The 23,564-nt window shown below is 71.0% G+C and carries 20 protein-coding genes; 11 read left to right on the top strand and 9 right to left on the bottom strand.

Features of this window, described 5'->3' with window-relative positions:
- The first annotated feature begins 124 nt into the window (after positions 1-124).
- The gene (locus tag BJY17_RS09895) at positions 125-2,434 is read left to right on the top strand and encodes an immune inhibitor A domain-containing protein (protein WP_179551197.1); all 2,310 of its coding nucleotides are present in this window, start codon (positions 125-127) and stop codon (positions 2,432-2,434) included.
- Between the two features lie 210 nt (positions 2,435-2,644).
- A complete protein-coding gene (locus BJY17_RS09900; protein WP_179551198.1) occupies positions 2,645-3,592 on the top strand; it encodes a hypothetical protein in 948 nt (315 codons plus the stop codon).
- A 3-nt stretch (positions 3,593-3,595) separates the two neighbouring features.
- Here BJY17_RS09900 and BJY17_RS09905 read toward each other — a convergent pair whose 3' ends face one another.
- A complete protein-coding gene (locus BJY17_RS09905) occupies positions 3,596-4,525 on the bottom strand; it encodes a 5'-3' exonuclease (RefSeq protein WP_322789802.1) in 930 nt (309 codons plus the stop codon).
- Positions 4,526-4,557: 32 nt separating this feature from the next.
- The gene (locus tag BJY17_RS09910; RefSeq protein ID WP_179551199.1) at positions 4,558-6,216 is read right to left on the bottom strand and encodes a DUF885 family protein; all 1,659 of its coding nucleotides are present in this window, start codon (positions 6,214-6,216) and stop codon (positions 4,558-4,560) included.
- Between the two features lie 106 nt (positions 6,217-6,322).
- On the opposite strand from BJY17_RS09910, the gene BJY17_RS09915 reads away from it, so the two are divergent.
- The 3 genes from BJY17_RS09915 to BJY17_RS09925 all read left to right on the top strand — a co-directional run bounded on the left by BJY17_RS09915 (position 6,323) and on the right by BJY17_RS09925 (position 10,274).
- Entirely contained in the window at positions 6,323-8,377 is a 2,055-nt protein-coding gene (locus BJY17_RS09915) for a BCCT family transporter (protein WP_218889882.1), read from the top strand.
- A complete protein-coding gene (locus BJY17_RS09920; RefSeq protein WP_179551200.1) occupies positions 8,272-9,300 on the top strand; it encodes an FUSC family protein in 1,029 nt (342 codons plus the stop codon). The genes BJY17_RS09915 and BJY17_RS09920 overlap by 106 nt, the downstream gene beginning before the upstream one ends.
- A 146-nt stretch (positions 9,301-9,446) precedes the next feature.
- On the top strand, positions 9,447-10,274 hold the full coding sequence (locus tag BJY17_RS09925) for a tryptophan-rich sensory protein (protein WP_179551201.1): 828 nt from the start codon (positions 9,447-9,449) through the stop codon (positions 10,272-10,274).
- Between the two features lie 16 nt (positions 10,275-10,290).
- Here the strand turns inward: BJY17_RS09925 and BJY17_RS09930 are convergent, their stop codons facing one another.
- Positions 10,291-10,512 carry a hypothetical protein gene (locus BJY17_RS09930; protein WP_179551202.1) on the bottom strand — a complete coding sequence of 74 codons (222 nt, stop codon included), beginning with the start codon at positions 10,510-10,512 and terminating at the stop codon, positions 10,291-10,293.
- Between the two features lie 117 nt (positions 10,513-10,629).
- Here BJY17_RS09930 and BJY17_RS09935 point away from each other — a divergent pair, with 117 nt between their 5' ends.
- Together BJY17_RS09935 and BJY17_RS09940 are read left to right on the top strand one after the other, a co-directional pair.
- A complete protein-coding gene (locus tag BJY17_RS09935; protein WP_179551203.1) occupies positions 10,630-11,679 on the top strand; it encodes a DUF2207 family protein in 1,050 nt (349 codons plus the stop codon).
- A 5-nt stretch (positions 11,680-11,684) separates the two neighbouring features.
- Positions 11,685-12,380 (top strand): alpha/beta hydrolase family protein, encoded by a 696-nt coding sequence (locus BJY17_RS09940; protein WP_179551204.1) that lies wholly within the window; start codon positions 11,685-11,687, stop codon positions 12,378-12,380.
- Between the two features lie 40 nt (positions 12,381-12,420).
- On the opposite strand, the gene BJY17_RS09945 is transcribed toward BJY17_RS09940, so the two are convergent.
- A complete protein-coding gene (locus BJY17_RS09945) occupies positions 12,421-12,654 on the bottom strand; it encodes a hypothetical protein (protein ID WP_179551205.1) in 234 nt (77 codons plus the stop codon).
- A gap of 176 nt (positions 12,655-12,830) precedes the next feature.
- Between BJY17_RS09945 and BJY17_RS09950 the strand changes: the two genes are divergently transcribed.
- Genes BJY17_RS09950 through BJY17_RS09960 form a run of 3 tightly spaced genes read left to right on the top strand, consistent with a single transcriptional unit; the run spans position 12,831 to position 15,188 of the window.
- Complete coding sequence (locus tag BJY17_RS09950) at positions 12,831-13,235, top strand: group I truncated hemoglobin (RefSeq protein ID WP_179551206.1); 405 nt, start codon at positions 12,831-12,833, stop codon at positions 13,233-13,235.
- Positions 13,236-13,239: 4 nt separating this feature from the next.
- Positions 13,240-14,430: a globin domain-containing protein gene (locus BJY17_RS09955; protein WP_179551207.1), complete on the top strand. Its 1,191-nt coding sequence runs from the start codon at positions 13,240-13,242 to the stop codon at positions 14,428-14,430.
- Positions 14,427-15,188, top strand: a complete 762-nt coding sequence (locus tag BJY17_RS09960) for a DivIVA domain-containing protein (RefSeq protein WP_179551208.1) — start codon at positions 14,427-14,429, stop codon at positions 15,186-15,188. The genes BJY17_RS09955 and BJY17_RS09960 overlap by 4 nt, the downstream gene beginning before the upstream one ends.
- 144 nt (positions 15,189-15,332) lie before the next feature.
- Here BJY17_RS09960 and BJY17_RS09965 read toward each other — a convergent pair whose 3' ends face one another.
- Positions 15,333-16,133, bottom strand: a complete 801-nt coding sequence (locus BJY17_RS09965) for an SDR family oxidoreductase (RefSeq protein ID WP_179551209.1) — start codon at positions 16,131-16,133, stop codon at positions 15,333-15,335.
- A 119-nt stretch (positions 16,134-16,252) separates the two neighbouring features.
- On the bottom strand, positions 16,253-18,580 hold the full coding sequence (locus tag BJY17_RS09970; protein ID WP_179551210.1) for an ATP-binding cassette domain-containing protein: 2,328 nt from the start codon (positions 18,578-18,580) through the stop codon (positions 16,253-16,255).
- Between the two features lie 121 nt (positions 18,581-18,701).
- On the opposite strand from BJY17_RS09970, the gene BJY17_RS09975 reads away from it, so the two are divergent.
- Entirely contained in the window at positions 18,702-20,282 is a 1,581-nt protein-coding gene (locus BJY17_RS09975) for a molybdopterin-dependent oxidoreductase (RefSeq protein ID WP_179551211.1), read from the top strand.
- A gap of 13 nt (positions 20,283-20,295) precedes the next feature.
- On the opposite strand, the gene BJY17_RS09980 is transcribed toward BJY17_RS09975, so the two are convergent.
- The 3 genes from BJY17_RS09980 to BJY17_RS09990 are packed head-to-tail and all read right to left on the bottom strand — an operon-like array spanning position 20,296 to position 23,545.
- Positions 20,296-20,667 carry an HNH endonuclease gene (locus tag BJY17_RS09980; RefSeq protein WP_179551212.1) on the bottom strand — a complete coding sequence of 124 codons (372 nt, stop codon included), beginning with the start codon at positions 20,665-20,667 and terminating at the stop codon, positions 20,296-20,298.
- A gap of 50 nt (positions 20,668-20,717) precedes the next feature.
- Positions 20,718-22,514 carry an amidase gene (locus tag BJY17_RS09985; protein ID WP_179551213.1) on the bottom strand — a complete coding sequence of 599 codons (1,797 nt, stop codon included), beginning with the start codon at positions 22,512-22,514 and terminating at the stop codon, positions 20,718-20,720.
- Entirely contained in the window at positions 22,514-23,545 is a 1,032-nt protein-coding gene (locus BJY17_RS09990; protein WP_179552813.1) for an agmatine deiminase family protein, read from the bottom strand. Before BJY17_RS09990 ends, BJY17_RS09985 begins: the two co-directional genes overlap by 1 nt.
- Positions 23,546-23,564 lie beyond the last annotated feature (19 nt).

A 23,564-nucleotide genomic window follows, 5' to 3' on the forward strand; every position in this document is an offset into this window, starting at 1 on the left:
CACGGGCTCGAGTTCCTCGTGATCGAAACGTGTCCGTCCACCCCATTCCCCTCCGGCAATGCCGGTGTTACTTTTGGCCGCACCTGTGCTCGGCGATCCCGAGCCGACTGTGTTAGGAGTCAACGTGAAACGACGCAATCTCGGAGTGCTCGCCCTTGTGGCGGCGAGCGCGACGATGGCGGCCGGTGCGGCAATGGTGCCCGCCGCGTTCGCCGCCCCTGCCGGCGACGCACCCGATTCGCCTTCGGCAGCACAACGCCTCGACAACCGCCCCGGCCCGCTCACCGAACGGCAGAACGAGCGGCGCAAGGCCGCGCAGAAGCTCATCCTCTCCGGGCAGGCGGCTCCCGGCGACGACGGTGTCGTGCAGCTCGGCGACGACAAGTACTACGAGGCATCCGTCACCGGCACCGGCCGGCTGTTCACGATCCTGTCGGAGTTCGGCGACGGCGGCAGCGGCAAGCTCGGCACCACGCCCGGCCCGTTGCACAACGAGATCCCCGAGCCCGACCGCGCCGTGAACAACAGCACGCACTGGGCCTCCGACTTCAACAGCGCCTACTACGACGACCTGTTCTTCGACGGCGCCGGTGACGGCGGCGACTCGTTCGCCGACTTCTACACGAAGCAGTCGAACGGCGCCTACACGGTCGACGGCGAGGTCAGCGACTGGGTGCAGGTGCCCGGCAACGCCTCCACCTACGGCGACAACGCCGTCGAGGACTTCGGCGGCGCCTGGCAGTTCATCGAGGACACCGGCAACGCCTGGTACGAGGCACAGGTCGCGGCCGGCAAGACCGATGCCGAGATCAAGGCCGAGCTCGCCACGTTCGACATGTGGGACCGCTACGACGCCGACGGCGACGGCGAGTTCGACGAGCCCGACGGCTACCTCGACCACTTCCAGGCCGTGCACGCGGGCGAAGGCGAAGACGCCGGCGGCGGCGCCCAGGGCGAAGACGCCATCTGGTCGCACCGCTGGTACGTCAACTCGACCGACTACGGCGTGACCGGACCGGCGAACGCCAAGTTCGGCGGCGCGCAGATCGGCGACACCGGCTTCTGGATCGGCGACTACACCGTCGAGGCGGAGAACGGCGGCCTCGGCGTGTTCGCGCACGAGTACGCGCACGACCTCGGCCTGCCCGACTTCTACGACACGGCCGGCGGTGAGAACTCGACCGCGTTCTGGACCCTCATGTCGAGCGGCTCGTGGCTGAACAAGGGGGCCGACGACATCGGCACGACCCCGAACTACATGGGACCGTGGGAGAAGCTCCAGCTCGGCTGGCTCGACTACTCCATCGTGAGCCCCGACACGACGGATGCCGCGTACACCCTGAGTCCTGCCGCGCTGCAGGCCGACGGCCAGGACCAGGCGCTCGTCATCGACGTGCCAGACCAGCCGGTGGAGACCACCTACACGACGCCGTACTCGGGTTCGAAGGCCTGGTGGACCACCAGCGCCGACGACCTGAACACGACGCTGACCCGCACGCTCGACCTGTCGGGCATCAGCAAGGCGACGGTCACGGCGAAGGCCTGGTACGACATCGAGGCGGGCTACGACTACCTGTACGCCGAGTACTCGACCGACGGCGGCACGAACTGGACGACGGTCGGCACCCTCTCCGACACGTCGAACGGCAAGTGGACGACGCTGCGCTACACCGTGCCCGGCGGCAACGCCGACACCAGGTTCCGGTTCCGCTACCAGAGCGACGGCGGCGTGCACCTCGCCGGCGCCTTCATCGACGACATCGTCGTCAAGAGCGGCGGCACGACGCTGCTCACCGACGACGTCGAGAACGACGGCAGCGGATGGACCGCCGCGGGCGGGTTCAAGCAGAGCACCGGCACCGAGGTCTCCTCGGGCGACCGGTACTACCTCGCCGAGAACCGCACCTACGTCGGCTACGACGCCACGCTCGAGGTCGGTCCCTACCAGTTCGACCGCGGCCTCACGCAGCCCGACCACGTGGAGCACTTCGCATTCCAGGACGGCCTGCTCGTGTGGGCGATCGATGAGACGTACTCCGACAACAACACCATCGAGCACGAGGGCCACGGCCTCGCGCTCCCGGTGGACGCGGGCGTCGCACCGATGACGTACCCCGACGGCACGATGCCGAGCAACCGGCGCCAGCCGTTCGATGCGACCTTCGGCCTGCAGGCGATCGATGCGACCGCGCTGCACAAGGAGATCGTCGTCGGCAAGGGCAAGAGCAAGACCGTGCAGTCGGTCGCGGCGGTCGGGTCCGACGGCACGCGGCAGCAGACGGCGACGTTCAGCGACGCCGACGTCGAGGCGTTCTTCAGCCCGCTGAACCCGCTCGCCGGCGTCTACGTGGCGGGCCACGGCGTGACCGTGACCGTCACCGACCAGAACACGGGCGGCACCATGTCGGTCGTGGTGACGAACCCGGCCGAGTAGTCCGCGGCACCGAAGCAGAGGTCTGGGCCCGTCTCCTCGGAGGCGGGCCCATTCTCGTGCGCGGCTCCGGCACTCCGGCACTCCGGCACTTCGGTGCCGGCGATCTGCAGACGGATGCCTCGCCGTGGTCGGCAGTAGTGTGGTCGAACCCTCCCTGCCCGGGCGGCCCGATCGAACGACGAGGTGGCGATGAGTCAGGCGACTCCAGACGTGGAACACTCCTCCGAGGACACGACGCCAGGGGCGAGCCCGGCACGCGCCCTGCGCACCTGGCAGCTCTTCCTGATCGGCGTCGCGTCCGCCGCCCTCGGCCTGCTGCCCTGGCTGATCACCGGAATGCGCCTGCCCCTGCAGAACCTCTGGGCGAGCGAGACGCTGCCCGACGACATGCCGCTCGTGCTGCTGCCGTTCAGCCAGTACTTCCTGTCGCTCATCGCCTCGCTCATCGTCATCGGCGCTGCGATCGCGGGCCTCGTGGCGCGATCGACCCGCTCCCGCGCGCCGCGCGGCGGATTCGCGATGCTGCTCATGGGAGTGCTCCTCGTCGACATCGTCGCCATCGGCCAGACCGCCACGACCGTCGGCGGAGGTCTCCGCGACGACGACTGGTCGGTGATCTACCTCGGCGCGCTCGTCGCGGTCGCCGTCATGGCCGTCGTCGTCGGGGTCGGCGTGCTCTGGCTCATCGCCCGGGCACCACGTGCGGGTGCGGTCATCGGCTTCACGATCGCGGCGATCCTCTCCGCCGGCTGGCTGCACGCGCTCATGGCCCCGCGCGGGCCTGCGTTCGCAGGAGATCCGGCCTGGCTGTGGGACGCCGTGCGCTGGGTGCCGGCCGTGCTCGTCGGCGCGGCGATCGCCTGGGGCGGCATCGAGACCGTCGGCCGTGTCGTCGCGGCGATCGCGAGCCTCGTGATGCTCTGGGTGGGCCCCACGCTGATCACCGCTGTCTCGGCCGCGGCGGGCACCCGGGTGCTCGCCAAGTACCCCGGCGAGATGGTCGACTACGGAATCGGCGTGTTCCGCATGGCGCTCACCGACCCCGGCCTCGTCGTCCCGCCGATCGCCACCGCGATCGTCGTGGCCGCGATCGGGCTCATCGCGCGCGCCGTGGTCACCCGATCGGCGACGGCCCGCCGCGCGGCATCCGCCGACTGATCCTCAGCCGTGCGCATCGAGCGCTGCGAGCACCCGAGCCACCGATCCGCCGAGGTTCCAGTCCGTCGCGAGCGCCTCGAATGCCTCACGGCGGGCACCGGTGACGGGCCGCAGTCGCGAGTCGAACTCGCCGAGGTCGAGGTCGCGCACGACCCCGACGACGGTCGGGGCGACATCGAGGTAGTCGGCGGCGGCCGCGAACTTCGCGCGCACGCTCGCCGACATCGGCACCGAGGCATCCGCTGCCGCCGTTCGGATGCCGTCGAGGTCGACGAACTGCTGCAACAGCGACGCGGCGGTCTTCTCGCCGACGCCGGCGACGCCCGGCAGCCCGTCGGACGAGTCGCCGCGCATCACCGAGAAGTCGACGTACTGCTGCGGCAGCACCCCGTACTTGCCGACGATCGAGGCGTCGGTCAGCACCTCCAGCTTGCTCATGCCGCGCGCCGTGTAGACGACCCGAACGGATGCCTCGTCGTCGATGAGCTGGAACAGGTCGCGGTCGCCCGTGACGACGTCGACGGGCATGGCGGCACCGGTCGCGAGGGTGCCGATGACGTCGTCGGCCTCGTGCTCGGGGGCGCCGACGATGGCGATGTCGAGCAGGCCCAGCACCTCGCGGATGCGCGGGATCTGCACGACGAGTCCGGGCGGCGTCTCCTCGACGTCGACACCGTCGGGCACGGCCCGCTCGACGCGGTGCGCCTTGTAGCTCGGGATGAGCTCGACCCGCCAGGCCGGGCGCCAGTCGTCATCCCAGCAGGCGACGAGGTTCGTCGCCTCGAAGTCGGCGGCGAGACGCGCGATCATGTCGAGCAGCCCGCGCACGGCGTTCACGGGGGTGCCGTCGGGCGCCGTGATCGAGTCGGGCACGCCGTAGAACGCACGGAAGTAGAGGGAGGCGGTGTCGAGGAGCATCAGTCGGTCGGCCACAGGCCGATCATGGCACGGCACCGGCTGCGTTCCTACCCCGGGAAGGTCTCGACCCAGTCGCCGGCGGCATCGAGCACGTCGACGTCGCCGCGGTCGCCGAGCAGCTCCCAGCGCTGCAACGAGACCGGCACGTTGCCGTTCAGCCACAGCGAGTCGTGGAACTCGCGGAGCGAGAAGTCGTCGCCTCGTGCGACGACGGCGTCGGCGAGCAATCGCTTCACCTCGAGCTTGCCGACGAGGTACGCCATCGCGAGGCCCGGTGTCGCCACGTAGTACGAGGTCTCCTCGGTGGCCGTGAGCGCATCCATCGGCACGAGCCGGACGAAGAAGTCGATCGCCTCGTCGAGGCCGAAGACGCCGGTCGCGAGGTTCACGTCGACGACCACCCGCAGCGCGCGCAGCCGCATGAAGTTGTGCACCGTCGTCTGCGAGTGCGGCGCATCGTCGAAGAGCCCGACGTCGAGCATGAGCTCTTCGTTGTAATGGGCGATGCCCTCGTTGGCGACCGAGTCGACGTAGTGCCGGCGCATGGCGCGCGGGTGCCCCCACGAGAGTGCGAGCTGCTGGCTGTGCGCGCCCTCGTGGATGATGCCGAGTCGCGGGTCGCGGGCGTTCGCGGCGTCGAAGTACGGGAGCTCGGCCGCCGGCGCCGGCACGTAGGAGACCGCATCGCGCTCGCGCGACCGCTCGTTCGCGAGGTCGTCGGTCACGCCGAGGAAGGCGACGGGCTCGAGATACGCCGGGTATTCCGCGAAGCGGTAGCGGCGCAGCGACTCGGGCTGGCTCAACAGCCCCTCGCGCTCGTACAGCCCCCGCACGTCGGCCTCGGCGGTGGCCTCGGCGGCGATCTCTGCGGTCACGTCGTGCGCGAGCGGTGCTTCGGGCACGTCGCGGTGCCGGTTGCGCGAGATCGTCTCGGCCGCGACCGCACGCCGGTACTCCTGCAGGGCGCCGCGCACGAGCTCGTCGGGCTCCGTCGCGACGAGCGCGACGTGCCGCAGGTACCAGACGAATGCGTCGCGGCCCACGATGACCTCGGGGCCGAGACGACCGACGGATGCCTCGAGCCACTGCGCGTACCGGGTGAGCGCCGCGCTCGCGGCGGGCTGCGCCTCGGCGAGCGCGGCGGCGGTCTCGGCGTCGACCTCGGCGGCGAGCGCCGAGACCGAATCGGCCAGCCGCGACCCGATGCCGTCGAGTTCGGCCGCGGCCACCCGGGCGAGTGCGGCGACGCCGGCGCGCTCGAGGTTCGCGATCGCCTGCTCGACCGCGCGCGGCACGGCATCGAGCACGGCGACGAGGTCGGCCTGCCGTGCCGCACCGAAGGGCGATGGTTCGAGCAGCAGGTCGAACCACGGTCCGAGGATCTGGCTCGTGAGGAAGACGGCGTCGCGCTCCCAGTTGCGGAGCACGTCGAGCTCCCAACGCACCCGAGCGAGTGCCGACCCCAGCAGTCGGTGGTCGACCTGATCGGGGACCGGCAGCCGCGAGACATCCGTCGCCCGCCACTGCTCGACGAAGCCGGCGAGCTCGCGCCGCTGCGCGTCGACGGCCTCGGGGGCGAACCGCGGCACCCAGCCGGCGGGGCGCTCGATGCGCGGGATGTCGTCGGAGGTGCGGAACGAGTTGGCGGCGCGCCACTCCCAGAACTCGGTACCGAGCCGGGCGAGGTCCGCGTCGTTGTCAGCCATGCGCGCCACGTTAGTCCCGTCCGCCGACACCTCGTCGCGTTCCCGAGACGGCGGGGCCCGGCGCGGGATCGGTGCGGCGGCGCGCACGCCTCGATACCGTGGAGGCATGAGCGGTACGCCGAACGAGCCGACCGAGCACTCCGACCCGGGCGGGCACCCGGCACCGGCAGCGGATGCCGCGGGCAGGACGGCGCACCGGTCGCTCCCGCCCGTGCAGCGCTGGGTCTTCTGGCCGGCCGCGGGCGTCGTCGCCCTGTTCGTCGCGTTCGCGCTCATCGCGCCGAAGGCGGCCGAGGCGATGTTCGGCGCGATCCAGGCGGGCATCGTCAACACCTTCAACTGGTACTACGTGCTCATCGCCGCGTTCTTCGTGGCGTTCTGCCTGTTCGTGGGGTTCAGCCGGTTCGGCGACATCAAGCTCGGCCGCGACGACGACGAGCCCGAGTTCTCGCTGCTCTCGTGGTTCTCGCTGCTCTTCGCCGCGGGCATGGGCATCGGACTCGTGTTCTACGGGGTGAGCGAGCCGCTCAGCCATTTCGTCGCTCCGCGCCCCGGCGTCGTCGGCACCCCCGAGGCGCTCGCGCAGCAGGCCCTCAGCCAGACCTACCTGCACTGGGGCGTGCAGGCCTGGTCGATCTACGTCGTCGTGGGGCTCGGGCTCGCCTACGCGATCCACCGCCGGCGGCGGCCGATCTCGATCAGGTGGACGCTCGAGCCGCTGCTCGGCAAGCGCGTCGAGGGCGGCTGGGGCCACACGATCGACGTCATCGCCCTCGTCGGCACCCTCTTCGGCGTCGCCACCTCGCTCGGCCTCGGCGTGCTGCAGATCAGCGCAGGCCTCGACTACGCGGGCATCCTCGAGCCGAGCGCGCTCAGCGAGGTGATCATCATCCTGATCATCTCGGTCTTCGTGCTGTGGTCGGTGCTCTCGGGGGTCACGAAGGGCATGAAGTGGCTCTCGACCGCGAACCTCGTGCTCGCCGGCATCCTCGTCGTCTACGTGCTGGCAGTGGGCCCGACCGAGTTCCTGCTGCGCGAGTTCGTGCAGTCGATCGGCAACTACATCCAGAACTTCATCGGCCTCTCCTTCAACGTGAGCGCCTTCCAGGGCACCGAGGGCGAGGAGTGGCAGGCCGCGTGGACGTCGTTCTACTGGGGCTGGTGGATCTCGTGGGCGCCGTTCGTCGGCATCTTCATCGCGCGGGTGTCGAAGGGGCGCACCGTGCGCCAGTTCGTCACGGGCGTCATCCTCGTGCCGACGCTCATCGGCATCCTCTGGTTCGCCGTGCTCGGCGGTTCGGCGCTCGCGATCGAGCTCGCCGATCCCGGCGCGCTCACCCAGCCCGACGGCAGCGTGAACGTCGAGGCCGCGCTCTTCGAGCTGCTCACCTACCTCCCCGGCACCCCGGTGCTGACGATCGGCGTGATCCTGCTGATCACGATCTTCTTCATCACCTCGGCCGACTCCGGCGCGCTCGTGATGGGCATGATCGCCACGGGCGGGCAACTGAACCCGAAGCGTTGGGTGCGCACCATCTTCACCGTGATCACGGCGCTGCTCGCGATCGCACTGCTGCTCAGCGGCGGGCTGAAGGCCCTGCAGACCGCGGCGATCATCATCGCCCTGCCGTTCAGCATCGTGATGCTGCTGATCTGCTGGTCGACGATCATCGCCTTCACACGTGAGCGACGCGCGTACGCGAAGGCGGAGCGCGCGCAGTTCATCGACCACATCGGCGAGCACTACGGCCTCGAGGTCGAGGAGCCGCTGGAGCGCGGCCTCGTCGCGGGGCAGCCGAAGTGGGTGCGCGGCTGCGCAGACGACTGCGTCTGGGCACGGATGCCGCGGCGCCCCGCCGCGCCTCGCCGGCGACCCTCGCGGAGGAGAACGCCCTGCCCGACTCGGTGCCGACCGCCGATGTCGACGCGATCGTCGACCACGACCCGCTGGCCGACACCGACGACCCCGATATCCCGGAGCACGGCGAGGACGAGCCCCGCGGCATCCCGCAGTAGGTGGCGCGCCGCGGGAGGGCCGGCAGTAGCGTGGATCGCATGGGCATCACCGGCACGTTCCGCGCGTCCAGGCGCATGCCGATCCTGCAGGTCGCGAAGGCCTCGGCCGCGACGATCGCGGCCTGGCTCATCGCCGGCTGGCTGATCCCGGGGCAGCTGCCCGTGTTCGCCGCGATCGCGGCGCTGCTCGTCGTGCAGCCGAGCGTGAACCAATCGTTCGGCAAGGCGATCGAGCGGTCGATCGGCGTGATCCTCGGCGTGCTCGTCGCCACCGCGGCGTCGCTCGCCTTCGGGTCGAACAGCTGGATCATCCTCGTCACGATCGTCATCGCCATGCTCGTCGCCTGGGCGCTGAAGATGACGCCGGGCACCTCGAACCAGGTCGCGATCAGCGCGATGCTCGTGCTCGCGCTCGGGTCGTCATCGCCCGAGTACGCCGTCGACCGCATCATCGAGACACTGATCGGCGCGGCGATCGGCATCGTCGTCAATGCGCTCATCGTGCCGCCGGTGGCGGTCGCCCCCGCCCGACGCGACCTGTCGCTCCTCGGCGGCGAGCTCGCGGCATCCCTCGACCGGCTCGCGAGCGCCCTCGAGAGCCCGCAGACGCCCGCAGACCTGCAGCGCCTCATGGTCGAGGCGCGACTCATGCGACCGATGCGCGACGCGGCGGATGCCTCGATCGCCACGGGCGAGGAGTCGCTGACGCTGAACCCCCGTCGCTCCGCGCATCGCACCGAGCTCGGTGAGATGCGCGCGCTGCTCGAGCGCCTGAGCCCGATCGTCACCCAGGTGATCGGCATGACCCGGGCCTTCTTCGACCACTACGACACGGCGCTCGCCGACGAACCCACCGTGCAGGCGATCGCCGAACAGCTGCGCCGGGCAGCGCACGACGTGCGGCTCGCCGTGCACCTCGCCGACGTCGACCCCGAGCCGCTCACCTCGGCGATCCCGGCGCTGACGTCACCGCTCGTGATCACCCCGCCGAAGTCCGGCCACTGGATCCTGATCGGATCGCTCATGGAGGACCTGCGCCGCATCCGCGACGAGCTCGTCGAGGAGTAGCCGGCTCGACTGCCACGCGTAGCGCGGTGGCGCGGCCGGTGTCAACCCTGGCGGTGTCGACCGGATGTTCGGGGCGACGGCGCCTGTGTCGACCTACGCTTGACTCGACTCGACCGACATGCACCAGGCGACGGGAAGGGCAGACGATGACGACCCCGGCTTCCACGACGACCTCCACCGGCGCCGACCTGACGAGACAGCTGACGGTGGCCGCGAGCGCGCTGGCGGCGGTGGTCGGCTCGTTCGTCGGCTCGGGCGCAGCCGGCGGCACCCCGATACAGGATGCCGCGGGCGGAGCGCTCGCGGCCGATGCCACGCTCGTCGCGCCCGGCGGCGGGGCGTTCGCGATCTGGACGTTGATCTACCTCGGACTCGTCGCATACGCGGTCTGGCAGTTCCTCCCGGCCCAGCGAACGGCGTCGCGCCACCGCCGCCTCGGCTACCCGATCGCCGCCTCGCTGCTGCTCAACGCCGCATGGATCCTGAGCATCCAGTTCGACCTGCTGTGGTTGAGCGTTCCCGTGATCGTGCTGCTGCTGATCGTGCTGATCGTCGCCTTCCGCGTCTGCCGCACCTCGCCGCCGACCTCGAACCTCGACGCCGTCGTCACCGACGGCACGGTCGGCCTCTACCTCGGGTGGGTCTGCGTCGCCACCGTCGCCAACATCACCGCCGCTCTCGTCGCCGCGGGGTTCGACGGCTGGGGCATCCCTCCGGAAGCCTGGTCGGTCGCGGTGGTCTCGCTCGCCGGAATCGTCGGTATCGCCCTCGCGATCTGGGATCACGGACGGATCGCACCGACCCTCTCGCTCGGCTGGGGTCTCGCCTGGGTCGCCGTCGCCCGACTGAGCGACGCCCCGGAGTCGATGGCGACGGGGATCGCGGCGATCATCGCCGTGGTCGCGCTCACGATCGCGACGGTCTGGGCTCGAACAGCAGACCACGGTCGAGCCTCCGCCACGAGTCGAGCGTGATCGACGACCGAGCGACTCAGCTCAGACGGTCGCGAACGGCCGCGCCCCACTGGAATCCGCACTCGCGGCAGTCGAAGATGGGTGCTTCATCGTGCGCGAGCGCACCGACGGCGTCGCCGGCCTCGACCTCGAAGTCGAGCGGTCCGTAGACGATCGCGCGCACCGCGAGGGAGTCGCAGCGCGGACACGGCTCATCGATCACCAGGTGGGGTGCTGAGTGCTGCATCTGCTTCGTCATGGCTGTCACGGTACGCCCGCCCTCCGACATCCGTCGCAGCGCCCGCGCGCGTCGCTCGACGACCGCGCATCCGTGCCCTTCGCCCGGGCCGGGCGCCCGAATCCCTAGACTGGGCGCGTGCTGACCGCCGTGCTCATCCTCGCGATCCTTCCCGCGTTCCTCATCCTGGGACTCGGGCTGGTCGCGCGCACGGTCGCCGCCCAGCGCCTGAAGCCGCGCGTGGTGCAGTACACCCCCGAGCGCGATTCGACGGTGCTGCGCGACGCGTTGCTCGTCGATGCCGATCGGCGCGCGGCATCCGCCGCCCTCATCGACCTCGCCGTGAAGCGCAAGGTGCGCCTGCTCGCCGGCGAGGGCAAGCGCGAGCCCATCGGCGTCGAGCTCGTGCAGGGCGCCGTGCTCACCGCCGAGGAGACGGCCCTGCTCGAGGCGCTCTTCGGCCCCGAGCACACGAGCACGCGCGTGCGGCGCTTCTCCGCCGACCGCCGTGCCCTCGCCGGGCGGCTGAAGAGCCTGCTGCTGAACACCGAGCACGCCCTCGCGCGCGACGGCCTGGTCGCCGAACGCCGCGTCACGTGGCCCGGCGTCACCCTGACCGTCTTCGCCTACCTCGGCATGCTCGTCGAGGCGCTGTTCCTCGTCTTCACGATCGTGAGCGGCGAGTGGGGCTCGCTCATCGCGACGCTCGTCGCGATCGCCGCGACGATCGCGACGATCTTCGTGACCCCGTCGTCGTGGCGCAGGTTCCTGCCGGCGGCCGACGCCCGGCGCGAGCACCTCGCCGGACTCCGGCAGTACATCGAACTCGCCGAGGCCGACCGGCTGCGCGTGCTGCAGTCGCCGAGCGGCGCAGACCTGCGCACGACGGATGCCGCGGCGCCCGAGCAGTCCGACCCGGTCACGCGCTTCCACCTGCACGAACGGCTGCTGCCCCACGCGGTGATCTTCGGGCTCGAACGCGACTGGATCGCGAAGCTGAAGCTCGAGCACGCCGAGCTCGACCAGACGAACCTCGACACCCTCGGCGACCTCGTCGACGTCACCGCCGAGATCGCCGCAGCGATCCACGCGGCCGGCAGCGTCGTCGAACTGACCTCGGCCGTCGGCGACCTCGCCGACGGCACGGGCACCGCCATCGGCGGCGTCTTCGAACTGTTCAACCTGTAGCCGCCATGACCATCGACGAGCAGTCCATCACCGTCGACGTCGACGATGTGCCCGTCTCGGCCGTGTACGCCCGCCCGCCGGCCGCGACGACCACGATCGTCGTCGCCCATGGTGCGGGTGCCGGCATGGAGCATCCGTTCATGACGGGCTTCACCCGCGCGCTGAACGCCGACGGCTTCGCGACCCTGCGCTTCAACTTCCCCTACCGCGAGGCCGGGCGGAAGTTCCCCGATCGGCCGCCGGTCGCGATCGCGACCTGGCGAGCGGTGATGGATGCCGCGGCCGCACGCGCCGCCGTCGCCGGGCGCCCCGACGAGCCGATCTGGGCATCGGGCAAGTCGTTCGGCGGGCGCATGGCGTCGATGGCCGTCGCCGAGGGCATGCCCGCCGCGGGCCTCGTCTTCCTCGGCTATCCGCTGCACGCCCCGGGCAAGCCCGAGAAGCCGCGAGACGAGCACCTGCCGGGCATCACCGTGCCGATGCTCTTCCTGCAGGGCCGCAACGACCCGTTCGCGAAGCCCAACGAGCAGCTCGACGAGGTCGTCTCCCGGGTCGGCTCCAACGCCGTGATCGAGTGGGTCGACGAGGCGAACCACACCTTCGAGGTGAAGGGCGCCAAGCGCCCGGCCGCCGAGATCGGGGCGGGGCTCGCCGCGCCCGTCGCGGCGTTCGTGCGCGGTTCCGCACCGGTGGTCGGGTAGCCCCGCCGAGGTCTGGATCAGTCGTCGTGGTCGGCGCGGATCAGAAGGCGGCCGAGGCCCACCAGACGATGATGAACAGGCCCATCGCGACGAAGGCCAGGCCCACGATCAGGAAGACGCTGGAGCTCGGCCCACGGGCTCCCGCGCGCGCCACGGTCGACTGACGCTCCGCCGTGATCGTCTCGGAGAGCCAGCGGCGCTTGACGATGAGCACGGCGCCCGCGACGAGCGCGAGCACGGCCCATGCGAGGGCGAAGGCCAGACCGGGTTCCACCCTGCCAGCCTATCCGCGGCGGCCGAAGCCGAGGAACGGAGGGCGAACGGAGTGTGCCAGACGGGACTGAACGCCCGCTCCGAACCGACGCGACATGCAGAAAAGCTTTGATCTGAGGGTCTGCGTTCTGCTAGGAAAGGGAAGTCCTCATACCCCCCTACCGAACGGACACCCGAATGAACTCCCTCGATCTGCAGACGCAACCCGAAGCCCAGAGCGACTACGCAGCCGTCGGAGGTGCACCCGCGGTCACCGCCGTCGTCAACCGGTTCTACGAGCTGGTGCTCGGCGACGACCGACTGGTGAAGCACTTCGAGGGCATCGAGATGGTCCGACTCAAGCGGCACCAGGTCGCGCTCGTCTCCCAGGTCATGGGCGGGCCGGTCGCCTACGAGGGACGCGACCTTCGTGCGGCCCACGCGAACATGGGCATCACGGCGGAGGAGTTCGGCGCCGTCGCCGAGCACCTGATCGCTGCGCTGACCGAGGCCGGTGTTCCGTCCGAGATCGTCGACCGCACCGTGACCGCCGTCGCCGCGACCCAACCCGACATCGTCGAGGTCAGCGCGACGCAAGAGTGACAGCGTGGACACCGCTGCGCTGAAGCACACCTGGTCGCTGGCCGAGTCGCTCGGCGACGAGGTGCCGCTCTTCTTCTACTCGCATCTCTTCTACACGCACCCCGAGCTCCGGGCGATGTTCCCGGTCGCGATGGCCACCCAGCGCGACCGGCTCGTCGGCGCGCTCGGGCGCATCGTGTCCAACGTCGATCAACTCGACGAGGTGACGGCGTTCATCGGGCAGCTCGGCCGTGACCACCGCAGGTTCGAGGTCATCGCCGAGCACTACGACGCGGTCGGCCTCTCCCTGCTCACCACGCTGCAGCACTTCCTCGGCGAGCTCTGGACCGCAGAGCTCGCCGAGGACTGGGCCGGTGCGTACGGCGTCATCGCGACCGCGATGGTGCAGGCCGCCGAGGAGTCGGAACTCAGCAGCCCGGCCTCCTGGGCGGGTCACGTCACCGCGGTCGAGCGCCGCAGCATGGACGTCGCGATCGTGCAGGTGCGACCCGAGCCCGACCTCCCGTTCGAGCCCGGGCAGTCATTCGCCGTCGAGACGCCGTACGCCCCGCGCCTGTGGCGCTACTTCAGCGCCGCCAACGCGCCGCGGCAGGACGGCACGATCGAGTTCCACGTGCAACTGGTGCCGGGCGGGCAGGTCTCGGGCGCCGTGGTGCGGCGACTGAAGGCCGGTGACGTGCTGCGGCTGGGCTCAGCGGTCGGGCAGGAGCTGACGCTCGACGACGCCGACCGCGGTCGAGACCTCGTCATGGTCGCAGGTGGAACCGGCCTGGCCCCGCTCCGTGCGCATCTGGAACGCATCGACCTGCAGTGGCAGGCGACCGGAGACGCCCCGCGCGTGCACCTGTTCCACGGCGCTCGAGTTCCGTGGAACCTGTACGAGAGCCGCCTGATGCAGAGCCTGACCGGTCGGCCATGGTTCAGCTACTCGCCCGTCGTGTCCGACGACCCGAGCTACCCCGGTCGCAAGGGTCTCGTGAGCGACGCGGTCGCCGAGGCCGGCGTCTCCCCCGGCGCCCTCGCGATGATCTGCGGGTCGCCGTCCATGGTGCGCCACACCGCCTCCCGGCTGCGAGAGCTCGGTGTGCCGTCACCCGACATCCGTTTCGAACTGTTCGCCACGCTCGATGAGGACGCACTGCGTGACCCGCAGCCGTCGCCGCTCGTGGAAGAACCGATGGGAAGTGCCCGATGACCACTTGGGACGACGAAGACCAACCCCAGATCCCGCAACCGCCGGTACCCGAAGGCGGACTCGTCGCCGCTGTCTCGCGTCTGCCCGAGTCGGGCACCGTGAAATTCGCCTCACGCCCGCTCGGCGGGTACGACCGCTCCGAAGTGGACGCGTACGTGGCAGACCTCGCACGCACGATCGACGAGGTCCGGGCGGCACTCGCCGAGGACCGCCGCGAACTCGCCGCGCACCACCGCGAACTCGCCGGACTCCGCGCCGAGAACACGAAGCTCCGCAGCACCGACTCCGCCGAGCTCGAGCGCGAGGTCACGCTGGGTGCCGTCGGTCTGCTCTCGCAGGCCCAGGTGATCGCCGACAAGGCGGTCGCCGACGCCGAGGAGTACGCCCGCGATCTCGTGCTCACCGCCCGCACGCAGTATCGCGAGGCACAGGAGCGCACCGCCGCGACCGCGGCTGCCGCGCCGACCGAGCCGGCGACGACGACGGCGAGCATCCCGCTGCCGTCGATGCCCGAGATCGAGTACGTGCGCACCTACGCGCAGGTCGCCCAGATCCAGTTGCGCTCGGTGCTCGACGCCCTCACCGAACAGGTCGATCGTCTCGGCACGCTGCCGCTGCCCCTGCCCGACGCGGCCGAGTCGGCCGAGTCGGCGGTGCATGCGCTGCCCGACGACGAGTTCCCCGACGAGGAACCGGATTGGATCCCGGCGGTGCCGCCGCAGCCGACGATCCAACGGCAGACGTACGCCAGTCCGTGATCCCGTCGGACGGCCCGACGACCCCGACCCTCGCTCACTCGCTGCACGAGCGATGCGAGGCTCGCGGGTCGTCGGGCCCGAGCCCGGCAGGTCAGCCCGCATCGTGCTGCTGACTCGAACGCCCGATCAGATGGGCGAAGGCACTCAGCTCGGGTCGGCCCAGCTCCAGATGTCGTCGCCGCGGAGCGACGCGTCGGCGCCGCCGTCGATGTAGATCGTCTGCCCCGTCACGTGCGTGTTCTCCTCGCTCGTGAGCCAGGCGAGCAGCCTCGCGATCACGACCGCGTCGGAGTGGCCGTTGAGCGGCATCGGCACGGCCGCGTCGACCATCGCACGCCCCTCTTCCGTCGCGAGGAGCGGCGCCGTCATCGGGGTGACGACGGTGCCCGGGGCGACCGCGTTCACGGGGATGCCGGCACCGGCGTAGCGCGGTGCGATCGACTCGCGGCGCACCCAGCGGCTGAGCGCGCGCTTCGACGACGGGTAGTTGAGATAGCCGGCCTCGGGCCCCTGATCGGCGAGCGCTCCGCCGATCTCGAGCGCCTTCGCCTCGTCGCCGGCGAGCAGCGCCTCGACCAGCTCGGGCGAGTTCGGCTGCAGGCTCGCCATCGAGCTCACGACGGCGATGCGCGGGGCATCGGCCTTCGCGAGGGTCGGCGCGAGGGCGTCGAGGAACTCGGTGACGCCGAAGAAGTTGACGGCCACGGTCAGCGGGATCGGCGCCGAGATGCCGGCCGCCGCGATGACGGCGTCGACCTGCCCGCCCGATGCATCGACGACGGCCGCCGCGGCATCCGTGCGGCCCTCGGGCTTCGAGAGGTCGGCTGTGATGTCGGCGCCCTTCAGGTCGACCCCGATGACGCGGTTGCCGCGCTCCGCGAGGAGCGCCGCGGCGGCCGCTCCGATGCCTGATCCTGCTCCGGTGATGACATACGTTCTGCTCATGTCATCGACGCTACGCCGGTCGACGACGTTCCCGCTCGAAGAGCAGATCGACCTGATTCCCGGCTGTGAATCGTGAGCGCGGGGGTGTCGACAGGCTCAACCCGCGGAAGTGACCGGGTTCAGGCGCCGACGTACGCCCTGAGGTGCGTGCCCGTCAGCGTCGCCTCGTCGGTGGCGGCGGCCTCGACGAGTGCGCGCGGGGTGCCCTCGAAGACGACGCGTCCGCCGTCGCGACCGGCACCGGGCCCGAGGTCGATGATCCAGTCGGCATGCGCCATGACGGCCTGGTGGTGCTCGATGACGATGACCGAGTTGCCGTCGTCGACGAGCCGGTCGAGGAGGGCGAGCAGGCGGTCGACGTCGGCGAGGTGCAGGCCGGTGGTCGGCTCGTCGAGCACGTAGACCGTGCCCTTCTTGGCCATGCTGATGGCGAGCTTCAGGCGCTGGCGCTCACCGCCCGACAGCGTGTTGAGCGCCTGCCCGAGCACGAGGTAGCCGAGGCCGACGTCGGCGAGGCGCTGCAGGATGACTCGAGCCGTCTTGTCGGTGAGGTACTCGAGGGCGCCATCGACCGAGAGGGCGAGCACCTCGGCGATGTTCAGGCCGTTGAGGCGGTATTCGAGCACTTCAGCTGTGAACCGCTTGCCGCCGCACTCCTCGCACACGCTCGAGACCGTCGACATCGGCCCCAGCTCGACGAAGACGAGCCCGATGCCCTTGCAGTTGGGGCAGGCGCCGGCCGAGTTCGCGCTGAACAGCGCCGGCTTCACGCCGTTCTCCTTGGCGAACGCCTTGCGGATCGTGTCGAGGAGGCCCGTGTAGGTGGCCGGGTTCGAGCGGATCGAGCCGCGAATCGGCGCCTGGTCGACGACCACGACGTGGTCGTGCTTCGGCACGTTGCCGTGGATCAGCGAGGACTTGCCCGAACCGGCGACGCCCGTGACGACGGTGAGGACTCCGAGGGGGACGTCGACGTCGACCCCGGTGAGGTTGTGCTGTGTGGCGCCGCGGATCTCGAGGGCGCTCGATGCCGTGCGCACGTCGCCCCGGAGCTTCGCCCGGTGGTCGAGGTGACGCCCGGTGAGCGTGTCGGAGGCGCGCAGCCCCGCGAGGTCGCCCTCGAAGCAGATCTGCCCGCCGCGGGAGCCCGCGCCCGGGCCGAGGTCGACGATGTGGTCCGCGATCTCGATGACCTCGGGCTTGTGCTCGACGACGAGCACCGTGTTGCCCTTGTCGCGGAGCTGCAGCAGCAGCCGATTCATGCGCTGGATGTCGTGGGGGTGCAGGCCGACCGTCGGCTCGTCGAACACGTAGGTGACGTCGGTGAGCGAGGACCCGATGTGGCGGATCATCTTCACGCGCTGCGCCTCGCCGCCGGAGAGCGTGCCGGCGGGCCGGTCGAGACTCAGGTAGCCGAGCCCGATCTCGACGAACGAGTCGACGTTCTGCCGCAGGTTCGCGATGAGGGGCGCCACGCCCGGATCGTCGATGTCGGCCACCCACGCGGCGAGGTCGGAGATCTGCATCGCCGCGACCTCGGCGATGTTCAGTCCGTTGATCTTCGAGGAGAGCGCCTCCTGGTTGAGGCGGGCACCGCCGCACTCGGGACAGGGGGTGAACGTGACGGCCCGGTCGACGAAGGCGCGGATGTGCGGCTGCATGGCGTCGCGGTCCTTGGAGAGGAGGCTCTTCTGCAGCTTCACCACGAGACCCTCGTAAGTCATGTTGATGCCCTGCACCTTGACCTTCGTGGCCTCCTTGTAGAGGAAGTCCTGGCGCTCGGCCTCGGTGTAGTCGCGGATCTTCTTGTCGGGGTCGACGAAGCCCGACTCGGAGTAGATGCGCACCATCCAGCCGTCGGCGGTGTAGCCGGGGATGGTGATGGCACCCTCGGCGAGCGACTTGTCGCGATCGAAGAGCTCGTCGAGGTCGACGTCGTTGACCTGACCCGTGCCCTCGCACCTCGGGCACATGCCGGCCGGCACGTTGAAGCTGAAGTGGAAGCTCGGGCCCGCGTACGGTTGCCCGAGGCGGGAGAACAGGATGCGCAGCAGCGCGTACACGTCGGTCGCGGTTCCGACGGTGGACCTGGAGTTCGCACCCATGCGCTCCTGATCGACGATGATCGCGGCCGAGACGTTACGCAGGCTGTCGACCTCGGGCCGGGGCTGCGTCGTCATGAACGACTGGATGAACGTGGAGTACGTCTCATTGATGAGGCGCTGCGACTCGGCCGCGATCGTGCCGAACACGAGGCTCGACTTGCCGGAGCCCGAGACCCCGGTGAAGACGCTGAGGCGTCGCTTCGGGATGTCGAGCGAGATGCCCTGCAGGTTGTTCTCGTGCGCCCCGCGCACCTCGATGACGTCGTGCGCGTCGGCGATGTGCCGGGAGCCGCTGCGCTCGTCGGTGCTGCGTTCGGTGACGGTCTGGTCGGTCGCGGTCATTCGGCTGCTCCCCTCGTCGCGGGCGCCCGCCCGCGACTCACGATTCTGACATGAGGCGGCGACATCCGGCAGGGCGGATGTCTCGCAGCTCGCCGCGGCCCGACGAGCGTACGCTGTGCGCATGCCCGAGACGCGCGGCCCCGCCCAGAGATGGGTGCTGCCCGCCGTGGCGGGCGTGGCATCCGTCGCCCTCGGGCTCGGCGTCGGCCAACTGGTCGCGGCCGTCGTGGCGCCCGCGTCGAGTCCCTTCGTGGTGGTCGGGTCACTGCTCATCGATCTCGCGCCGGCCTGGGCGAAGGATGCCGCGATCGCGCTCTTCGGCACGGGCGACAAGGCGGCGCTGCTCGTGGGCATCGGGCTCGTGCTGCTCGCCGTCGCCGGCGCGGCCGGGGTGCTCGAGGCTCGGCGACCGCCGTGGGGCATGGTCGTGATCGGCGCCGTGGGCGTCGTCGGCGCGGTCGCCGCGGCGAGTCGGGCGAACGCCTCGATGCTCGCGATCGTGCCCTCGGCGGTGGCCGCGATCGCGGCGATGCTCGCGCTGACGTTCCTGCTCAAGAGACTCGCCCACACACCCACACCCACACTCGAGCCCGTACCGGAACCCGAATCCGACGCATCGCCGATCGCGTCCTCGGTCGACCGGCGCCGCTTCCTCGGCTGGGCGGGCGGCGCGGTCGCGCTCGGGGCGCTCGCCGCGCTCGGGGGCTACGCACTGCAGGCGGGTGCCCGCGCGGTCACGGCCGTGCGCGATGCGATCACCCTGCCGAAGGCGGTCTCGACCGCGAGCGTGCCGGCCGGTGCCGAACTCGGCATCGACGGCCTCGCTCCCGTCGTCACGCCGAACGCGGAGTTCTACCGCATCGACACCGCCCTCGCCGTGCCGGCGATCGATCCGGCCGCCTGGAGCCTGCGCATCCACGGCCTCGTCGATCGCGAGGTCACGCTGACCTGGGACGAGCTGCTCGCCCTCCCCCTCGAAGAGAGCATCACGACCCTCGCGTGCGTGTCGAACGAGGTCGGCGGTGGACTCATCGGCAACGCCGTGTGGCTCGGCTATCCGATCCGCGAGCTGCTCGCCCGCGCGGGCGCGTCGGCCGACGCCGACATGGTGCTCTCGCGGAGCATCGACGGGTTCACGGCGTCGACGCCGCTCGAGGTGCTGCAGGACGACCGCAACGCGATCCTCGCCGTCGGCATGAACGGCGAGCCGCTGCCCACCGAGCACGGGTTCCCGGTGCGGATGGTCGTGCCCGGCCTCTACGGCTACGTCTCGGCCACGAAGTGGGTCGTCGACCTCGAGGTGACCCGGTTCGACGCGGCATCCGCGTACTGGACCGATCGCGGCTGGAGCGAGCGCGGGCCGATCAAGATCTCGTCGCGCATCGACGTGCCCCGCCAGGGGCAGTCGGTCTCCCCCGGCTCGGCGGTGCTCGCCGGCGTCGCCTGGCACCAGCACGTCGGCATCGCGGGCGTCGAGGTGCAGATCGACGACGGCGACTGGCGGGCGGCCGAGCTCGCGACGGCGATCAACGACGACACGTGGGTGCAGTGGAGGTACGAATGGCCGGATGCCGCGGCGGGCTCGCACACCGTTCGCGTGCGCGCCCTCGGCGCCGATGGAGAAGTGCAGACCGCCAGCCGGCAGGGCGTCGTGCCCGACGGCGCCACGGGCCTCGACGAGGTCACGGTCGAGGTGCGCTGACGCCCACCAACCGTCAGTCGGGCGCAGCATCCGTGGCAGGGAATTGCACCGCCAGTGCCGAGCCGACCTCGTAGTGCCGCAGCAGGAAGGCGCGCTCGTCGAGCTTCTTCCGCCGCATCCACGACGTCACCTCGTCGTTGGACTTGCTCGCATTGCACGACCCGCACGCCGGCACGACGTTGCCGAGCGTGTAGCGGCCACCGCGCGAGATGGGCTGCACGCAGTCGCGCTGGAGCGGCCGGTCGCTCGCGCCGCAGTACGCGCATCCCTGCCACTCCGCCGTGAGCGCGGCCCACTGCTCGTCGCTGAGGTCGTGCGTGTGCTGCGCCATGCGCCGCTTGCGCCGACGTGCGTAGACCGCCGTACGGCTCCGACTGACCGCCATGGCGTCAGACTAGCCCGGGCTGCGGCGAGCCTCGGCCCGCCGCGCCCGGTTCAGAGCGAGGGCGTGCGCGGCGGCGCCACGCGGCGCGGCGTCGCGGTCGGCAGTGCCTCGAACGCCGCGGCGAGCGCGAGCAGCGCCGAGTCGTCGTAGGCGCGCCCGGCGAAGGTGAGGCCCACCGGCATCCGGATGTCGCGCATGACGCCCATCGGCACCGTGACGGTCGGGATGCCGAGGTGGCGCGGCACGAGGTTGCCGTTCGCGACCCAGACGCCGTTGCGCCAGCCGAGATCGGCGGATGCCTCGTTCACGTCCATGTCGGCGGGGCCGACGTCGGCGACGGCGGGGAAGGCGACGGCGTCGAGGCCGAGGTCGTCCATCCACTGCTCGAGGTCGATGCGGCGGGTCTCCTCGAGGCCGCGGAGCCCCTCCTCAAGTTCGGGTATGTCGGCGAGGGTCGCTCCGGGGTGCGCCCGCGCCCACTCGGGATACTCGGCGATGTCGTCGTCGAAGCCCGTATAGCGGTCGGGCAGCGCGCCCACGGGCGGCGGGAAGATGCGCTCGCCGTCGACGTCGGCGAGCGCGTGCAGCGCGGGGTCGCCGTTGTCGTCGAGGAAGTCGTTCCACGCCCAGGCCGAGAGGTCGACGATCTCGCGGCGCAGGTACTCGGGGCTGACGAGTCCGCGAGTGGCGATCATGGGGGCGCCCGGGCGGTCGCCCTCATAGTTCGACACGACCGGGAAGTCGACGAGCACGACCTCGGCGCCGGCGGCCTCGAGGTCGCGGCGCGCCGCCTCCCAGAGCTCGATCACCGAGGCGCGGGTCTCGATGCGCTGCCCGGTCGCGCCGCCGATGCCGGGAGTGCTGCCGGGCTCGGCGGTGCCGGCATCGGGATCGGCGTTCACGTACATGCGCGGCACGCCGATGCGGGTGCCGGCGAGCGGGCGGGCGTCGGTCGCGGCATCCGTCGCTGCGCCGGTTGCGGGCCCCGCGAGGGCCGCATACGAGTCGGGGCGAACCGCGGACGCCGCGGGGATCTCGATCCACGGCTGCACCCGCCAGAAGTCGCCGCGCGTCTCGGCGTCGTCGGCGACGATCACGTCGAGCACCTCGAGGAGGTCGGCCATGGTGCGGGTGTGCGGCACGACGACGTCCATCGTGGGCACGAGCGGCCAGTTGCCGCGCACCGAGATGACGCCGCGCGAGGGCGTGTATGCGCAGAGGCCGTTGTTCGACGCCGGCGCCCGGCCCGACGACCAGGTCTCCTCGCCGAGACCGAACGCCGCGTACGACGCCGCCGTCGCGGTGCCCGAGCCGTTCGACGACCCTGAGCCGAAGGCGGCGGTGAGGTACTCGGCGTTGTACGGGCTCTCGGCACGGCCGTAGACGCCGCGCTGCATGCCGCCGTTGGCCATGGGCGGCATGTTCGTCAGGCCGATGAGCACGGCGCCCGCGCCACGCAGGCGTTCGATCGTGAACGCGTCGCGCTGCGCGACGAGGTGCTCGAACGCGGGCGAGCCCGCGGCTGCGGTGAGGCCCTTCGCGAGGTAGCTGTCCTTCGCGGTGTACGGGATGCCGTCGAGCGGGCCGAGGGTCTCACCGCGTGCCCGGCGGGCATCGGATGCCTCGGCGTCGGCGCGGGCGCCGGGGTTCATCACGACGAGGGCGTTGAGCGCGGTTCCCCCGCCCCCTGAGCCCGTCGAACTGTTCCCTGAGCTTGTCGAAGGGCGATCGAACGCGGCGATGCGCGCGAGGTAGGCGTCGAGCAGCTCGACCGCCGTGACGCGACCCGAATCGAGCGCGGCACGGAGCTCGGCGATCGAGGCCTCGACGACGTCGAACCTGCTCATCAGCCGACCACCGGCTGCTGCTGCGTGATGCAGTGGATGCCGCCGCCGCCGGCGAAGATCTGCCGCGCGTCGACGGTCACGGCGCGCCGACCGGGGTAGGCCGCCTCGAGGATCTCGCGCGCCGCGGCATCCGCCTCGTCGTCGCCGAAGCCGCACGCGATGACGCCGCCGTTGACGACCAGGTGGTTGACGTAGCTGTAGTCGACGAAGCCCTCGTCGTCGCGGATGACCGACGGCGCGGGCAGCTCGGTGACCTCGAGCGTGCGCCCCGCGGCATCCGTCGACCCGGCGAGCAGCGCGACGATCTCGCGGCTGACCTCGAAGTCGGGGTGCTCGGGGTTGCGCTGCGAGTGCACGAGCACCTGGCCGGGCGAGGTGAGCGTCGCGACGATGTCGACGTGCCCGTTCGTGCCGAGCTCGTCGTAGTCGCGGGTGAGGCCGCGCGGCAGCCAGATGGCCTTCGTCGCCCCGATCGTGCGGGCCATCTCGGCCTCGACGCGGCGCTTGTCGGCATAGGGGTTGCGGCGGGGGTCGAGCTGCACGGTCTCGGTGAGCAGCACCGTGCCCTCGCCGTCGACGTGGATGCCGCCGCCCTCGTTCACGAGCGCGCTCGAGACGAGCTCCGCTCCGACGCGATCGGCGACGAAGCGGGCGTGCTCGGCCGACTTCTCCCATCGTGCCCATTCCGGCGCGCCCCAGCCGTTGAAGGTCCAGTCGACGGCGCCGAGCACGCCCGGGCGCTCGTCGTCGACGACGAAGGTGGGGCCGTGGTCGCGCATCCAGAACTCGTCGACGGGGCATTCCACGATCTCGACCGCTGGGTCGAGCAGGCGCCGGGCGTTCTCGAGCTCACTCGGGTCGACGAGGATCGAGACGGGTTCGAACTCGGCGATCGTGTTCGCGACCGCGGCCCAGGCGGCGAAGGTGCGCTCGACGCCGCCGGGCGTCTCGTCGGCGACGTTGTCGGCGACCGGGAACGCCATCCAGGTGCGCTCGTGGGGTGCGGTCTCGGACGGCATGCGCCAGCTCATCGGTTCCTCCGTGCGTCGC

The organism is Agromyces hippuratus, assembly GCF_013410355.1.
Lineage (GTDB): Bacteria > Actinomycetota > Actinomycetes > Actinomycetales > Microbacteriaceae > Agromyces > Agromyces hippuratus.

Coding starts and splice junctions, on each gene's coding strand:
- BJY17_RS09910 (WP_179551199.1), bottom strand. CDS start 6,216: ATGGCTGACAACGACGCGGACCTCGCCCGGCTCGGTACCGAGTTCTGG.
- BJY17_RS09915 (WP_218889882.1), top strand. CDS start 6,323: ATGAGCGGTACGCCGAACGAGCCGACCGAGCACTCCGACCCGGGCGGG.
- BJY17_RS09920 (WP_179551200.1), top strand. CDS start 8,272: ATGGGCATCACCGGCACGTTCCGCGCGTCCAGGCGCATGCCGATCCTG.
- BJY17_RS09925 (WP_179551201.1), top strand. CDS start 9,447: ATGACGACCCCGGCTTCCACGACGACCTCCACCGGCGCCGACCTGACG.
- BJY17_RS09930 (WP_179551202.1), bottom strand. CDS start 10,512: ATGACGAAGCAGATGCAGCACTCAGCACCCCACCTGGTGATCGATGAG.
- BJY17_RS09940 (WP_179551204.1), top strand. CDS start 11,685: ATGACCATCGACGAGCAGTCCATCACCGTCGACGTCGACGATGTGCCC.
- BJY17_RS09950 (WP_179551206.1), top strand. CDS start 12,831: ATGAACTCCCTCGATCTGCAGACGCAACCCGAAGCCCAGAGCGACTAC.
- BJY17_RS09960 (WP_179551208.1), top strand. CDS start 14,427: ATGACCACTTGGGACGACGAAGACCAACCCCAGATCCCGCAACCGCCG.
- BJY17_RS09965 (WP_179551209.1), bottom strand. CDS start 16,133: ATGAGCAGAACGTATGTCATCACCGGAGCAGGATCAGGCATCGGAGCG.
- BJY17_RS09970 (WP_179551210.1), bottom strand. CDS start 18,580: ATGACCGCGACCGACCAGACCGTCACCGAACGCAGCACCGACGAGCGC.
- BJY17_RS09975 (WP_179551211.1), top strand. CDS start 18,702: ATGCCCGAGACGCGCGGCCCCGCCCAGAGATGGGTGCTGCCCGCCGTG.
- BJY17_RS09980 (WP_179551212.1), bottom strand. CDS start 20,667: ATGGCGGTCAGTCGGAGCCGTACGGCGGTCTACGCACGTCGGCGCAAG.
- BJY17_RS09985 (WP_179551213.1), bottom strand. CDS start 22,514: ATGAGCAGGTTCGACGTCGTCGAGGCCTCGATCGCCGAGCTCCGTGCC.
- BJY17_RS09990 (WP_179552813.1), bottom strand. CDS start 23,545: ATGAGCTGGCGCATGCCGTCCGAGACCGCACCCCACGAGCGCACCTGG.